Genomic DNA, 14,124 nt, shown 5'->3' with positions numbered 1-14,124 from the left:
GCCCTCGCTCTCGACTTGTGACGACGCTAACATCGTGGACGCTTTCCTGACAATCATGCGCCTAGATCTGGTCAAACAATTCCCGCAGCTCGCCGCGGGCGCGCGTCAGTAGGGCAGGTCGAGCGCGATGTGCCGCCGAGCGAGGAGCCAGCGACCGTCCACACGCCGCAGCCGGTCGGAGTACCGCGCGGTGGAGACGACCGAAAGGGCGCCGTCGACGATGGTGACGAGCGTCAGGTAGGACCGTGCCTCCGCGGCCGTCCCGTCGCAGGCGTCCAACGCCAGCGTCGAGGCGACGTGGCGACGCTGGTCGTCCTGGCCAGCGAGCGCGCCGGTCATCATCGCGATGATGGCCTCGCGCCCGACGAACGGCCCCACGAGGTCGCCGCCCGCGATGGTGAGCGACAGCTCGCCGTCCTCGGCGAAGGTGGCGCCGACACCGGCCGCGTCGCGGTCGTCGTAGGCGTGCGCGTAGCGGTTCAGCAGGTCGTCGATCTCCGCGCGGTGCTCGTAGGCGACCGCCGCTCCCCCGGCCACCGGGTCAGCGCCCGGCATGGGTGAACGAACCGGTGGCGGCGGGCAGCTCCTGCGTGCGCTGCACCCGGATGCGCTTGTGGGCCAGGACGAGCTCGTCGCCCACCTCGCGGAACGAGTCCGCATAGGTGCCCGTCATCACGCGGGTGCGCTCCTCCTCGAAGTAGGTGGCCTGGAAGTAGGCGTGCGTCCGCACCTCGTCTCCGTCGCGCTCGGCGAGGACGTTGGTGATGACGTGGCGGCACAGCGGCACGGCCTGGGCGACGTGGGCGCGGTAGACGTCGAGGAACGCCTCGACGCCCTGCTCCGTCGGGTGGTCGCCGCGCGTGACCCGGACGTCGTCGGCGGCGAGGTCGCGGAGCGCCTCGAGGTCTCCCTCGTCGACGGCGCGCGCGTAGGCGTAGTAGGCGCGGGCGGCACGGGCGCCGAGCCCGGCACCGTCCCCCGTGGCTGCGGTGGATGTGGTCGTCATCTGGCTGTCTGTCCTCCGTCGACGGGAATGGTCACGCCGGTCACGAAGCCGGCGTCGTCACTGGCGAGGAACGCGACGACGCCGGCGATCTCCTCCGGCGTCGCGGCCCTCTGCAGGGGGATGAGGTCGATGAAGCCGCTCATCAGGTCGGCCGTGTCGGCGCCGGGGTCGCGCCCGAAGAACGTCGGGAGCATGGGGGTGTCGACCGGCCCGGGGCAGATGCAGTTGACCCGCACGCCCTCCGGGCCGCCGACGAGCGCGAGTGCCCGCGTGAAGGCGGTCAGCGCTCCCTTGGTCAGCGAGTACAGCGGACTGAAGGGCGACCCGACGAGCGCTGCCGTCGAGGCCGTCATCGTGATGGAGCCGCGTCCCCCGGACCGCCTGACGAGCTCGTAGCCGAGCGTGGCCACGTAGAACGCCGACTTCACGTTGACGTCGACCGCACGGTCGAAGTCGGCCTCGCTCACGTCGAGGCCTCCGGCGCCGGGCATGCCCACCTGGTTGTGGAGCACGTGCAGCTGGCCGTGCTCTGCCTCCACCCGGGCGTAGAAGTCACGCAGCGCGGCGACGTCGGTGGCGTCGAGCTCGACGGCCGTGCCGGCTCCGCCCTCCCGCTCGACCTCCGCGAGCACCGTGGTGGCCGCATCGGCGGAGAGGTCGACGACGTGGACGTGGGCTCCCTCGGCGGCGAGCCGCAGCGAGACGGCCCGGCCCATCCCGGACCCTCCGCCCATCACCGCCGCCACCCGCCCCTCGAGGCGCCGGGTGCCGGCGGCGCTCACTCCCCGCTCCGCCCGGGGACGGGCCGCCCGGTGTCGGCGCCCGCCGCCATGCCGCGACCGTTGCCGGGGATCTTGCGCTGGTCGTGGCTCGTGGGCCGACCCTCGGGCACGACCTCGAAGACGACGCGGTTCGGCGAGTCGAGCAGCGCCCGCCACGAGTGGGGGTCGGCCGGCTGCAGACGATGGGTGAACTCGTGGAGGAACCAGTCTTTCACCTCGGGGTCGCGGTGGACCTTCACGCGTCCCTTGATGGCGATCATCCGGCGACCCGGCAGTCCGCTGCCCGCACTCGAGACGATGACGCTCACGCGCTCGTCCCGCTCGGCGCCCTTGACGTGGGCCCGCCCCTCGACCGCGGTCAGCCACACGCTGCCCTTGTCGTAGATGAAGCTCATGATGACGCCGCGCGGCCAGCCGTCGGCGTCCGAGAAGATGAAGCTGCACTCCGTCTGCGCCGTGAGGAGCTCGAGCTGGTCCTCCTTCTCGAGGTGGGTGCCCTTGAGCTTCTCCAGGTTCTTGGTGCCGAGCTCGCTCATGCCGTGCATCTCCCCTCCGGCCACCGCAATGTGACCTAGACCATGATATTCGTATTCATGATTGCACGGCCCGGACCCCTTCTCGCAAGAGGTCGGCGGCAGTTAGGCTAAACATGATCAACAATCTGGAGGTGTCATGTCCGAGGCCGTCATCGTCGACGTCGTCCGCTCCCCGATGGGCAAGGGGAAGCCGGGCGGAGCGTTGTCCGGGATCCACGCCGTCGACCTGCTCGCCGGAGTGCTGCACGGCCTCGTCGAGCGCACCGGGATCGACCCCGGGATCGTCGAGGACGTCATGATCGGTTGCGTCGGCCAGGCCGGGGAGCAGTCGGGGACGCCCGGGCGCCAGGCCTGGCTGTCGGCCGGGTACCCCGTCCACGTCCCCTCGGTCACCATCGAGCGCAAGTGCGGTTCGGGTCAGCAGGCGGTGGAGTTCGCGGTGCAGGGCGTGCTGGCCGGCATGTACGACGTGGTCGTCGCCGGTGGCGTCGAGTCCATGAGCCGCGTGCCGATGGGCTCCGCGCGCATGGGCGCCGATCCCCACGGGCCGGGCGTCCGCGCCCGCTTCGACGACCTGGTCCCGCAGGGCGTCTCGGCCGAGCTGGTCGCCGACAAGTGGGGCCTGTCGCGGCACGCCCTCGACGAGTACGCCGCGCGCTCCCACCAGCTCGCGGCGACAGCCGCGGCCGCGGGCGGCTTCGACGACGAGATCGTGCCGCTGACCACGCCCGAGGGCGTCGTCGTGGGGACGGACGAGTCGATCCGTCCGGGCACCACGGTCGAGAAGCTGGCGGAGCTGCGCGCGGTCTTCGGCACCGACGCCAACCGGGAGCGTCTTCCCCACGTCGACTGGAAGGTGACGGCCGGGAACGCCTCGCAGATCACCGACGGGGCCGGTGCCGTGCTGGTGACCAGCGCGGCGAGGGCGGCCGAGCTGGGCCTGCGCCCCCGCGCCCGGATCGTCGCCTCGGCCGTCGTCGGGGACGACCCGACGCTCATGCTCACCGGCCCGATCCCCGCGACCACCAAGGTGCTCGCCAAGGCCGGCATGCGCATCGAGGACATCGACGCCGTCGAGGTGAACGAGGCCTTCGCCTCGGTGCCGCTCGCCTGGGCGGCGGAGTTCCCCGGGGTCGCCGACCGCCTGAACCCCCGCGGCGGCGCCATCGCCCTGGGCCACCCCCTCGGGGCCTCCGGCGTCCGCATCCTCGCCACCCTCGTCAACCACCTCGAGCAGACCGGCGGCCGCTACGGCCTGCAGACCATGTGCGAGGCCGGCGGCATGGCCAACGCCACGATCATCGAGGTGCTGCGCTGAGCCCCGGCTCGGCCCGGCACCCGCGTCCCCTGGAAAGGCACTCCCCATGGATCTGAAGAACGCCTCAGCGCTCGTCACCGGCGGCGCGTCCGGCCTCGGGCTCGCGACCGCCACCCAGCTGGTCGAGCGCGGCGTGGCGACCACGATCGTCGACCTGCCCTCGTCCGCCGGCGCAGAGGTCGCGGACCGGCTCGGGGAGCTCGCCACGTTCAGTCCCGCCGACGTGCGGGACGCCGACGCCGTCGACCGGGCACTGGACGTCGCCACGGGCCGCGCCCCCCTGCGCGCCCTGGTGCACTGCGCCGGCCGGGGCGGGACGGTGCGCCTCGTCGGCAAGGACGGCAGCCCCGGCGACTACGACCTCTACCGCGAGCTGGTGGACATCAACCTCGTCGGCACCTTCAACGTGCTGCGCCTGTCCGCCGCCCGCATGGCCGGGAACGAGCCCGTCGACGGCGAGCGCGGCGTCTGCGTCCTCACCGCCTCCGTGGCGGCCTGGGAGGGACAGATCGGCCAGATCCCCTACGCCTCGGCCAAGGCCGGCGTCGTGGGCATGACGCTCGTCGCCGCGCGCGACCTCTCCCGCTCGCTGGTGAGGGTCTGCTCGATCGCCCCCGGCATCTTCGACACCCCCATCCTGGCGCGGTTCTCGGACGAGATCCGGGCCGGGCTGGCGGGCCAGGTCCCCCACCCCGCCCGCCTCGGGCGGCCCGAGGAGTTCGCGTCGACCGCGCTGCACGTCATCGACAACTCGATGCTCAACGGCGAGACCATCCGTCTCGACGGCGCGATCCGGATGGCGCCGCGGTGACCGCGACCGGGACGCCCGCAACGACCGGCGCGGCGGGCACGGCTGGCACCGGCCCCGTCCGCACCGAGGTCGTCGACGGCGTCCTCGTCGTCACCATCGACCGGCCCGAGGCCCGCAACGCGATCGACACCGTGACGGCCGAGGCGATCGGGGCGGCGATGGACCGCCTCGACGACGACCCGGCCCTCACGGCGGGCATCGTCACGGGCGCCGGCGGCACCTTCTGCGCCGGGATGGACCTCAAGGCGTTCCTCGCCGGCGAGAAGCCCTCGATCCCCGGCCGCGGCTTCGCGGGCATCATCGAGCAGCCCTCGCACAAGCCGCTCATCGCCGCCGTCGAGGGCTACGCCCTGGCGGGCGGCTTCGAGATCGCCCTTGCCTGCGACATGATCGTCGCCGCCGACGACGCGCGGTTCGGTCTCCCGGAGGTGAAGCGGGGGCTGGTCGCCGCGGGCGGCGGGCTCATGCGCCTGCCCCAGCGGGTGCCGTACCACCTGGCGATGGAGTGGGCGCTGACCGGGGCCATGATCAGCGCGCAGCAGGCCCACGCCGTGGCGCTCGTCAACCGGCTGACCCCTCCCGGCGGGGCGCTCGACGCAGCGTTGGAGCTGGGCCGCGCGATCGCCGCGAACGGGCCGCTCGCCGTGCGGGCGACCAAGCAGGTGATCGTCTCCGCACCCGAGTGGAGCCGCGCCGAGATGTTCGAGCGCCAGCGCGACATCACGGTGCCCGTGCGCGAGTCGGCGGACGCCCGGGAGGGCGCCACCGCCTTCAAGGAGAAGCGCGCCCCTCGCTGGCAGGGCCGGTAGCGCTCCCGGCCCACGACGAAGCCCGGCCGGTCCCTGACCGGCCGGGCTTCGCGTCGTACCGGCCAGGTCACTCCGGGGCGGGGAACCGTGGCTTGCGCTTCTCCATGAACGCCGCAGCGCCCTCCCGCATGTCGGGTGCGGCGATGGCCTGGACCAGCATGCCGAGGCCGTTGGTGAACGAGTCGCGGGCCGCGTTCCACCAGACGTTCGAGCTGACCTTGGTGATCTCGAGGTAGCGCGGGCTCAGCTGGGCCAGCTCGGCGCACCATGCCTCCACCGTCTCCTCCAGCAGCTCGTCGTCGACGACCTCGTTGACCAGGCCGAGGTCGAGGGCCCGCTCGGCCGGGTAGCGGCGGCACAGCATCGAGAGCTCCTTGGCGCGCTTCTCTCCGATCTGGATGCCCATCACGTTCGTCGCGCCCGTGACGGGCGCGCTGCCCACCTTCGGGCCGGTCTGGCCGAACGTGGCCGACCGGGCGGCGATGGCCAGGTCGCAGGCCACGACCAGCTCGTTGCCGCCGCCCGCGGCGGCCCCGTTCACCGCGGCGATGACCGGGCGGGGGCACGTGCGGATCGCGTCGAACAGGCGCAGCGAGCCCTGGTAGAGGCCCCGCATCGAGGCGACGTCGGGGTTGCTGAGGTCGGTGAGCGCACCCCCGGCGCAGAAGGAGCCGCCGGACCCGGTGATCACCACCGAGTGGTACGGCGATGCTCCCTCGAGCGCCTCGGTGATCGCTGCGGCCATGGAGGCGTCGTACGCGTTGCGGCGCTCCGGACGGTTGAGCTGGATCCACAGCGCGGTGCCGCGCTCGGTGACGACGACGTCGGTCACGGGTGCTCTCCTTCATCGGTGGTGGTGTCGGTCGGGGTGGCCGGTCGGGGGTTCGTCCGGGACACGGGGCGCGGTGCGGGTCCCCGGTCCGCGGGGCGCACCGCGTAGCGTGCTACGTGAGCCTTATCCAGGCATATCGGTGTTAATGTTCAGCACCTTTTCAGAGCTCTCGGAGGAACGTCGATGGTGCCACGTGACGGAGCCAGCCAGCGCCCGCCCAAGGCGGCGATGCTGGTGGCCCAGCGCATCGTGCAGGACGCCTTGCGGGCGGGCCTCGGGCCCGGGGAGCTGCTCGAGCCCGAGCGCACGATGCTGGAGAAGTACCAGACCGGCCGCGGCACCCTCCGCGAGGCGCTGCGACTCCTGGAGTTCCAGGGCGTCATCTCGCTCAAGCCCGGTCCCCGCGGCGGACCCGTGCTGCAGAACCCCGACGCGGCCCACCTCGGCAGCACGCTCGTGCTGCTCATGCAGCTGCAGTCGGCGCCCTTCCGCAACATCGTGGAGGTGCGCTCGGCCGTCGAGCCGATGATCAGCCACATGGCGGCCACGCGCATGAGCGAGGACGAGCTCGGCGCCCTCAAGGGGACCGTCGACCAGATGCGCGAGGAGATCGACGACCAGTACTCGTTCCTCGACGCCAACAAGCGCTTCCACGACATCATCGCGTGGTCCTCGCGCAACGCCCTGTTCGGCTACGTCATCGAGTCGTTGCTGGGGATCATGGACGGAACCGTGATCGGGATCGACTACCCCGGGTACCGCCGCACGGCCATCCTCAAGGCGCACGAGGAGATCTACGCCGCGCTGGCCGCCCGCGACCCCGAGGCCTCCCAGGCGCGGATGCGCGAGCACATCGAGGCCTACGAGCGGTACGCCGAGCGCAAGTTCCCCCAGCTCATGAACGAGACCATCCCCTGGGACCAGCGCTACTTCGGCTGAGACCGCCGACGTCGCCCCCGAGCGGCGGCGCCACGCCGAGAGGTCCCCGTGCCCTGCGGCACGGGGACCTCTGCACGTACGGCGCACCTCGCGGCGCGCGCTCGTCACGGCCACGACGGACGTCAGTCGCCCGGTCCCGTCAACGCCGCCTCGCCCAGGAAGGCGCGCAGCACCGACGCGTTGTCCCGCGCCTCGGCGGCCGGCCCGGAGTAGACGACCTCACCGCGGGCGACGGCGACGACGTCGTCGGCCACGTCGAGACCCGCCTCGGCGTTCTGCTCGACCATGAGGATGCCGATGCCGGAGTCGGCCATGTCCCGCACCTTCGCCAGGATCGAGTCGACGATCGCGGGCGCCAGGCCCATGGACGGCTCGTCCAGGAGCATGACGGTGGGCTGGGACATGAGTGCCCGCCCGAAGGCGAGCATCTGCTGCTCGCCACCGCTGAGCAGCCCGGCCGCCGAACCGGCGCGCTCGGAGAGGATGGGGAACATCTCGTGCACCCGCTCCAGCATCTCCGCCGACTTGGTCCGGTCCGCGACGTACGCGCCCATGCGGAGGTTCTCGCCCACGCTGAGCGGGGAGAAGACGCGGCGACCCTCCGGCACGAGGGCCACCCCGCTGCGCACGATCTTGTGCGGGGCGAGCCCGGTGATGTCCTTGCCGTCGAGCACCACGCGGCCCGCGTGGGGCTTCTCGAGCCCCGCGATGGCCTTGAGGGTCGTGGTCTTCCCCGCCCCGTTGGCGCCGAGCACCAGCGTCACCTTGCCGGGACTGGTCGTCATGCCGATGCCGCGGACGGCCTCGACGTTGCCGTAGCTGACGTGCAGGTCGCTGACCTCAAGCATGGTCTCGCCACTTCCTTCCGAGGTAGGCCTCCTGCACCTGCGGGCTGCGCACGACCTCGCGCGGGTCGCCCTCGGCGATCAGCCGGCCGAAGTTCATCGCGTACACGTGGTCGCACGTGTCGATCATCATCTGCACGTCGTGCTCGACCAGGAGCTGGCAGAGCCCGTCGCTGCGCAGGGTGCGCATGAGGGCCGAGATCTCGGCCCGCTCCTGCTGGTTCATGCCGGCCGTCGGCTCGTCGAGCAGCAGCAGGCGCGGGCCCGTCGCGATCGCGCGGGCGATCTCGACGCGCCGCTGGGTCCCGTAGGAGAGCTCGGAGGGGTAGAAGTCCTCGAACCCCCCGAGCTCCGTGCGTTCGATTGCCTCGGCCACGGCCGGGGAGACCCGCTTGCCGATGAGGCGGGAGATCGGGCTGCCGGTCGTGTCGTCGCTGCGCGCGTCGGCCCCCAGCTGGATGTTCTCCCGCACGGTGAGGTCCGGCAGCAGCCGAACCGTCTGGAACGTGCGCGAGACCCGTTTGCGCGCGACGACGGAGGCCGGCGCGGTCTGGTACTCCTCGCCGTCGAAGAGGAGCCGGCCGCTGGTGAGCCGGGTCAGCCGCGTGATCGCACCGATCAAGGTGCTCTTGCCGGATCCGTTCGGGCCGATGATGCCGTGGATCATCCCGGGCAGGAGCTGCATCGTGATGCCGTCGACGGCCTTGACGCCACCGAAGTGCACCTTGACGTCGTCGACCTCGAGGACGGGACGCACCCCTCCCCGGGGCGCGCCCTGCGGGGTCACGTCGGTCGCGCTCATGCCTGGGTCTCCATCTCCGGCGCGAGCCGGTCCGTGCGGGCGCCGGCGCCGCTGCCGGCGGTCGGGGCGCCGGAGGAGGTGGCACCCGCGCCACCTGCGCCGGCGCGCGCCTCGCGGCGGCGACGCTGGACCCCGCGCTTCGTGTCCACGTAGATCCCGTAGAGGCCGCGCGGCAGCAGGACGGCGGCGAGGGCCACGATGACGCCGTAGATGAGCTCCTGCCACTGGCCGACGACCTGCAGCAGGTCGGGCAGCCAGGTGAAGATGAGGGCTCCGATGACGGCGCCCTTCCAGGAGAGCGATCCGCCCACGATGATCATCGTCAGCGCGAGCACCACCAGCGGGAACCCGATGTCGAGGGGGCTGACGGCGCTGCGCACCAGGATGTTCATGGCGCCGGCGGTGCCGCCGAGGACGCCGCTGACGAAGAAGGCCGTGAGCCGGTGGCGACGCACGTTGATGCCCATCGACGCCGCGAGCTCCGGGTCCTCCCGCACCGCGTCGACCCGCCGGCCGAGACGACCTCGCTCGGAGAGCGCGACGAGCACCAGGGCGATGCCGCTGATGGCGAACATCGCGCCCATCGTGAAGTCGGAGATCACGCCGTACCGGCCCGTGGAGCCGCCGGTCGCCGTGCCGCCGTTGATGGCGACGACGCTGATGATCAGGCAGAAGGCCACCGTCGCCATCGCGAGGTAGAGGCCGTTCAGCTTCTGGATCAGCAGGCCGAGCAGCAGGACGATCACGCCGCAGCCGAGGGCGGTGAGCAGGATCGTCGGCAGCGACCCCATCTGGTGGTCGAGCACGAGGATCGCGCCCGAGTAGCAACCGATGCCGTAGGCCCCGGCGCCGGCGAACGAGAAGACGCCCATCCGCAGCGGCACCTGCACGCTGAGCGCGAGCAGCAGACCGGTGAGGGTCGCCTGGACCAGGACCAGGTTGGAGAGGTAGAAGCCGCTCATGTGCGTCGGACCTCCTTGCGGCCGAAGACGCCGGCCGGCCGGACGAGCAGGACGAGGAAGATGAGGCCGAAGGACACGGCCTCCACCCAGGAGCCGCTGGTCTGCGTCAGCACCCAGACCTCGCACGCGGCGAGGAAGTAGGCGCCGAACGCGACACCGGCCATGCTGCCGACGCCGCCCAGGATGATGATGGCGAACGCCTTCACCAGCAGCGTGTCCCCGCTCTCCGGGGTGATCGCGCCGAGCGAGAAGGTGAACAGGACGCCGGCGAGGCCGGCCAGGCCGCCGGCGACCGCCATCGTCGCGAGCGCGAGCCGGCGGCGGTCCACGCCCATGAGGGCGGCGACCTCGGCGTCGACGCCGATCGCCCGCAGCGCGAGCCCGTGGCGGGAGCGGCGCAGCCACACGGAGAGCGCCGCCCACAGGGCCACGGCCACGACGATGGTCATGAGCGCGATGTTGGTGATCCGCAGGTCGCCCACCATCCAGGTGTCGACCGTGAAGGAGGACTCACGCAGGCCGAACGGGTTGCTCTTCGTGTGGTGCTGGGCGATCGCGAGCGGGATGATCGCGATGCCGATGCCTCCGATGAGGATCTGCATCTCCGCGTTCTTCTTCGTGCGGGCCCGTTTGATGATCTGCTCGAACGCGAGCACCTGGATCGCGACCGACATCGCGGCGCCCACGACGATCGCGATGGCCACGACCGCGACGAGGGGGAGCGTCGTCGACCCGAGCACCAGGTACGCGGTGAAGGTCGAGAACATGAAGATCGACCCGTGGGCGAAGTTCAAGATGTCGATCGTGCCCCACGTCAAGCTCATGCCCAGGGCGAAGAGCAGGTAGATCGAGCCGAGGCTGATCACGCTGAGTACGTCCTGCATGGCACCTCCCAATTCGTGTGTCGTGGCGTCGCACGGGGTCGCCGACGCCGGGGCGTGGGGGGCACGACACACCGTCGCGACCCCCACCCGGCAGAGGTGGGTGCGCCGGGGCGCACCCACCTCGTCGTCACTCGGTCGCCGGCGCCTCGCCCTCGTAGAGGAGCTCCTCACCGGCGGTGGTGTAGCGCACGACGACACCCGGGACCTGGAGGTCCTGGTCGACCCAGGTGAGGCCCTCGCCGAGCGCCCCGTCGAAGGGCTCCTCCGCGATCGTGTGCATGGCGTCCTTCACCGACTCGCGGTCGGCGGACTGCGCCTCCTTGAACGACTTCGCCAGGAACCACGCGGCGTCGTAGGCCTCCGCCGCGTAGTTCAGCGGCTCCTCACCGAACTCCGCGCGGTAGGCCTCGACGAACTCCTGGCTGGAGGGCGCTGCCATCTGGTAGTTGAAGTCGGCGGGCCAGACCATGCCCTCACCGGCCTCGCCGGCCGGGTCCAGGTTGCCCGCCGAGGCGCCGGAGTTGCCGAGCACCGGGCCGTCGTAGCCCGCCTGTCGCAGCTGCGTCATCGCGGTCGGGTTCGCGGCGCCCACCAGGAGCACGGCCACGAGGTCGGGCTCGCTGCCCAGCACCTGGGAGATAGGGGCCGAGAAGTCCTGGGTGGTGGCCTGCGTGCCGACCGACGCGGTGATCTCGATGCCCATGTCCTCGGCCAGGCCCGGCAGCGTGTTCGTGCCGATGTCCTGCAGCGTGGGGGTCGCCTCGGTGTAGATGATGCCGATCGACTCGGCACCGGTCTCCTCGATGTACTGCTCCATCAGCGGGTAGTACTCGCGCATGAGCGGGGTGGCTCGCCACGTGTAGTCGCCCGTCACGACGCCGTCACTACCGGCCTGCGTGTAGATGATGGGCATCTTGGCCTGCTCGGCGAGCGGCGACATGGCGACCGCCTCGTTGCTGGAAACCGAGCCGAACACCGCCGAGATGTCGCCGCCCGCGGTGACCTGCGTGAACTCCTGCGCGGCGGTCTGCGGCTCCGACTTCGTGTCGACGTACTCGATCTCGATGCTGCTCCCCTCGAGGAAGTCCTGCTCGTTGATCTGGTCGATGGCGAGCTGGTAGCCCTTGTTCGCCGACTCCCCCGCGAACGCGACGACCCCCGTCGTGGGGTTGATGGAGACGACCTTGATCGTCTCCGGAAGCTCGTCCGTGGCCGACGGGCCACCGCCGCCGCTCACGCTTCCGCACGCCGCAACCGAGAGCATCGACGTCGCCGCGACGACCGCGAAGGCCGCCCGACGCTGGGACCTGCCCATGAACCCGCTCATCCGAACTCCTCGTACGTTGAATATCATGCGCATGATTCGCATGTGATTCACACCATAGGACCCCGGTCACACCCTGTAAACCCATCCGGGGAACTGGTTCAGACCGCGAGCAACCGCTCGAAGGCCGCCGCACGGTCGTCCGCGAACCGCCGGGACACCGCAGCGTCCGGCGCGAGCAGGTCGAAACCGTGGACGGCGCCGGGGTAGACGTGCAGCTCGGTGGACACACCCGAGCGCAGGAGGCGCGCGGCGTAGTCGACGTCCTCGTCGACGAACGCGTCCAGCTCCCCGGTCGCCATCCAGGTCGGCGGGAGGCCGGCGAGGTCCTCGGCGCGGGAGGGGGCAGCGTAGGGCGACACCCCTGCGCCGCCCGGCTCCCCGCCCAGGTAGGCCGCCCAGGCGCGCTCGTTCAGACCTCGGTGCCACACGCGTGGATCGGTGACGGCGCGGCTCGACGGCGTGAGGTGACGGTCGTCGAGCATGGGATAGACGAGGAGCTGGGCATCGACGCGCACCTCGGCACGGTCGCGAGCCAGGAGCACGAGACCCGCGGCCAGGCCGCCACCCGAGCTGGCGCCCGCCACGACGAGAGGCCCGCCACCTTGGCCGGCGAGCCACACGAGGCCCGCCCAGCAGTCGTCGAGGGCTGCGGGGAAGGGGTGCTCCGGCGCGCGACGCCAGTCGACCGCGACCGCCGTGCACCCCGTGCGCACCACGACGTCGGCCAGCAGCCAGTCGTCCTGCGCCGCCTCGCCCAGCACGTGTCCGCCGCCGTGCACCCACAGGAGTCGTCCGCCGGCCGCACCACCCGACGGTCGGTGGATCCGCACGACGACGTCGTCACCCCCGGCCGGGCCACCGGGCCGCGGGAGCGTCCGCTCCTCGACGAGGACGCCCGGCGCCGCCACCGCCCGCGAGCGCGTCGCTTCCGCGAGCGCCCGTCGGCGCTCCCGGGCCGCCGGGATGTCGCCCAGGTCGTAGACGGGCGCACCGGACAGTGCGGCCGCCACCTGTGGATCCAGTCGCTCGGCGTACCGGAATCCACCTCCGGGTGCTGCCCCGCCCGGTGCCGCGACCTCGGTCCCGCTCTCCAGCCCTGCTTCCATGCCCGACCTCCCTGACGCGTCGCTGTGACGCAAACCATGCATATGATAGGTACGCATGGTGGGCCGGCGGCGGGCCACGACGGCGACGGGAGGCACCAGGTGCAGATCGGCGTGATCCTCGGTGACGTGCAGGGCAGCGTCTCCCCCCACGACCACCTCGACGGGCTGCTGCGGCAGGTCGAGGCCGCCCAGCGCAACGGGATCTCCCACATCACCATGGGCCAGCACTTCCTGTACGGCGACCTCCGCTGGCTCCAGCCGATCCCGACCCTGGCGCGTGTCGCCGCGGAGCTCGACGAGCACGTCACCCTCGCGACGACCGTGGTCCAGGTGCCGCTGTACCACCCGGTGATGCTCGCTGAGGACCTCGCGACGCTCGACATCCTCACCCGGGGACGTCTCGTCGTGGGTGCGGGTGCGGGCTACCGCGAGGACGAGTTCACCGCCCTGGGCGTGGACTTCCGGCAGCGCTTCGCGATGTTCGAGGAGTCGCTGGAGATCATGCGGAAGATGTGGACCCAGGACGTCGTGACCCACGAGGGCCGGTTCTGGTCCCTGACGGACGGGCGGACCCACATCCGGCCCTACCAGACGCCGCACCCGCCCATCTGGATCGGGGCGATGAAGGACCACGGGGTGCGGCGCTCGGCCAGGCTGGGCGACGGCTGGCCGATCACGCCGGAGACGAGGGGCCCGGAGATGGTGCGCCTGCTCTCCCTCTACGAGGACGAGCGCGAGCTCGTGGGGCGGCCGCAGGTCCGCCACCCGCTGCGGCGCGAGATCATCCCGGCCGCTACGACGGAGGCGGCGTACGAGCGGTTCGAGACCATGGCCAAGCAGCGGCTGCTCGCCTATGCGAACCGCCAGCTGGCCACGCGCAGCGCGGACGAGCTCTCGCGCGAGTTCCGGGAGGTCGCCCGCAAGGAGACCTTCATCGGCACCCCCGACGAGTGCGTCGAGCAGATCGCCGCCATGGCCGCCGTGGTGCCGATCGACCCGATCCTCGTGCGCGCCCAGTGGCCGGACATGAGCAGCGACGAGGTGGTGGCCTACCTCGACGACCTCGGCCGGGACATCGTGCCCGCGGTCGCGGACCTCACCTCCGTCGAGCGGGTGGTGCGGGACCCCGTCGAGGCCTGACCCGCTGCGGGGCGAGCGGGCCGCC

General features: G+C 71.7%; 16 protein-coding genes. 5 read left to right on the top strand and 11 right to left on the bottom strand.

Going from position 1 to position 14,124, the window contains the following annotated elements; all coding sequences use genetic code 11:
• Nucleotides 1-105 precede the first annotated feature (105 nt).
• From ACOACO_RS06445 to ACOACO_RS06430, 4 genes are read right to left on the bottom strand one after another with little or no spacing between them, the layout of a single operon-like run.
• Entirely contained in the window at nucleotides 106-555 is a 450-nt protein-coding gene (locus ACOACO_RS06445) for a nuclear transport factor 2 family protein (protein ID WP_420295416.1), read from the bottom strand.
• The gene (locus ACOACO_RS06440) at nucleotides 542-1,006 is read right to left on the bottom strand and encodes a nuclear transport factor 2 family protein (protein WP_420295415.1); all 465 of its coding nucleotides are present in this window, start codon (nucleotides 1,004-1,006) and stop codon (nucleotides 542-544) included. Before ACOACO_RS06440 ends, ACOACO_RS06445 begins: the two co-directional genes overlap by 14 nt.
• The gene (locus tag ACOACO_RS06435) at nucleotides 1,003-1,788 is read right to left on the bottom strand and encodes an SDR family NAD(P)-dependent oxidoreductase (RefSeq protein ID WP_420295414.1); all 786 of its coding nucleotides are present in this window, start codon (nucleotides 1,786-1,788) and stop codon (nucleotides 1,003-1,005) included. The genes ACOACO_RS06440 and ACOACO_RS06435 overlap by 4 nt, the downstream gene beginning before the upstream one ends.
• Nucleotides 1,785-2,324, bottom strand: a complete 540-nt coding sequence (locus tag ACOACO_RS06430; protein WP_420295413.1) for a pyridoxamine 5'-phosphate oxidase family protein — start codon at nucleotides 2,322-2,324, stop codon at nucleotides 1,785-1,787. Before ACOACO_RS06430 ends, ACOACO_RS06435 begins: the two co-directional genes overlap by 4 nt.
• A 136-nt stretch (nucleotides 2,325-2,460) precedes the next feature.
• On the opposite strand from ACOACO_RS06430, the gene ACOACO_RS06425 reads away from it, so the two are divergent.
• Genes ACOACO_RS06425 through ACOACO_RS06415 form a run of 3 tightly spaced genes read left to right on the top strand, consistent with a single transcriptional unit; the run spans nucleotide 2,461 to nucleotide 5,262 of the window.
• Nucleotides 2,461-3,642 (top strand): thiolase family protein, encoded by a 1,182-nt coding sequence (locus ACOACO_RS06425; protein ID WP_420295412.1) that lies wholly within the window; start codon nucleotides 2,461-2,463, stop codon nucleotides 3,640-3,642.
• A gap of 46 nt (nucleotides 3,643-3,688) precedes the next feature.
• Nucleotides 3,689-4,453 (top strand): SDR family NAD(P)-dependent oxidoreductase, encoded by a 765-nt coding sequence (locus ACOACO_RS06420; protein ID WP_420295411.1) that lies wholly within the window; start codon nucleotides 3,689-3,691, stop codon nucleotides 4,451-4,453.
• The gene (locus ACOACO_RS06415; RefSeq protein WP_420295410.1) at nucleotides 4,450-5,262 is read left to right on the top strand and encodes a crotonase/enoyl-CoA hydratase family protein; all 813 of its coding nucleotides are present in this window, start codon (nucleotides 4,450-4,452) and stop codon (nucleotides 5,260-5,262) included. Before ACOACO_RS06420 ends, ACOACO_RS06415 begins: the two co-directional genes overlap by 4 nt.
• Before the next feature lie 67 nt (nucleotides 5,263-5,329).
• Here the strand turns inward: ACOACO_RS06415 and ACOACO_RS06410 are convergent, their stop codons facing one another.
• Nucleotides 5,330-6,094, bottom strand: a complete 765-nt coding sequence (locus tag ACOACO_RS06410) for an enoyl-CoA hydratase/isomerase family protein (protein WP_420295409.1) — start codon at nucleotides 6,092-6,094, stop codon at nucleotides 5,330-5,332.
• A 183-nt stretch (nucleotides 6,095-6,277) separates the two neighbouring features.
• Between ACOACO_RS06410 and ACOACO_RS06405 the strand changes: the two genes are divergently transcribed.
• The gene (locus ACOACO_RS06405) at nucleotides 6,278-7,033 is read left to right on the top strand and encodes a FadR/GntR family transcriptional regulator (RefSeq protein WP_420295408.1); all 756 of its coding nucleotides are present in this window, start codon (nucleotides 6,278-6,280) and stop codon (nucleotides 7,031-7,033) included.
• Between the two features lie 122 nt (nucleotides 7,034-7,155).
• Here the strand turns inward: ACOACO_RS06405 and ACOACO_RS06400 are convergent, their stop codons facing one another.
• From ACOACO_RS06400 to ACOACO_RS06375, 6 genes are all read right to left on the bottom strand, one after another.
• The gene (locus ACOACO_RS06400) at nucleotides 7,156-7,881 is read right to left on the bottom strand and encodes an ABC transporter ATP-binding protein (RefSeq protein ID WP_420295407.1); all 726 of its coding nucleotides are present in this window, start codon (nucleotides 7,879-7,881) and stop codon (nucleotides 7,156-7,158) included.
• Complete coding sequence (locus ACOACO_RS06395) at nucleotides 7,874-8,680, bottom strand: ABC transporter ATP-binding protein (protein WP_420295406.1); 807 nt, start codon at nucleotides 8,678-8,680, stop codon at nucleotides 7,874-7,876. Before ACOACO_RS06395 ends, ACOACO_RS06400 begins: the two co-directional genes overlap by 8 nt.
• Nucleotides 8,677-9,642: a branched-chain amino acid ABC transporter permease gene (locus tag ACOACO_RS06390; protein WP_420295405.1), complete on the bottom strand. Its 966-nt coding sequence runs from the start codon at nucleotides 9,640-9,642 to the stop codon at nucleotides 8,677-8,679. The genes ACOACO_RS06395 and ACOACO_RS06390 overlap by 4 nt, the downstream gene beginning before the upstream one ends.
• Nucleotides 9,639-10,526 carry a branched-chain amino acid ABC transporter permease gene (locus tag ACOACO_RS06385; RefSeq protein WP_420295404.1) on the bottom strand — a complete coding sequence of 296 codons (888 nt, stop codon included), beginning with the start codon at nucleotides 10,524-10,526 and terminating at the stop codon, nucleotides 9,639-9,641. Before ACOACO_RS06385 ends, ACOACO_RS06390 begins: the two co-directional genes overlap by 4 nt.
• 127 nt (nucleotides 10,527-10,653) lie before the next feature.
• A complete protein-coding gene (locus tag ACOACO_RS06380) occupies nucleotides 10,654-11,853 on the bottom strand; it encodes an ABC transporter substrate-binding protein (protein WP_420295403.1) in 1,200 nt (399 codons plus the stop codon).
• Between the two features lie 98 nt (nucleotides 11,854-11,951).
• Nucleotides 11,952-12,863 (bottom strand): alpha/beta hydrolase, encoded by a 912-nt coding sequence (locus ACOACO_RS06375; RefSeq protein WP_420295402.1) that lies wholly within the window; start codon nucleotides 12,861-12,863, stop codon nucleotides 11,952-11,954.
• A 195-nt stretch (nucleotides 12,864-13,058) separates the two neighbouring features.
• On the opposite strand from ACOACO_RS06375, the gene ACOACO_RS06370 reads away from it, so the two are divergent.
• Complete coding sequence (locus ACOACO_RS06370) at nucleotides 13,059-14,099, top strand: LLM class flavin-dependent oxidoreductase (RefSeq protein WP_420295401.1); 1,041 nt, start codon at nucleotides 13,059-13,061, stop codon at nucleotides 14,097-14,099.
• The last annotated feature ends 25 nt before the right edge of the window (nucleotides 14,100-14,124 follow it).

The sequence above is a fragment of the Nocardioides sp. CPCC 205120 genome (genome assembly GCF_048654585.1).
In the GTDB taxonomy this organism is placed as follows: domain Bacteria; phylum Actinomycetota; class Actinomycetes; order Propionibacteriales; family Nocardioidaceae; genus Nocardioides.
Note: the sequence above shows the minus strand (reverse complement) of the source record. Positions and strands in the feature narration are given on the sequence as shown.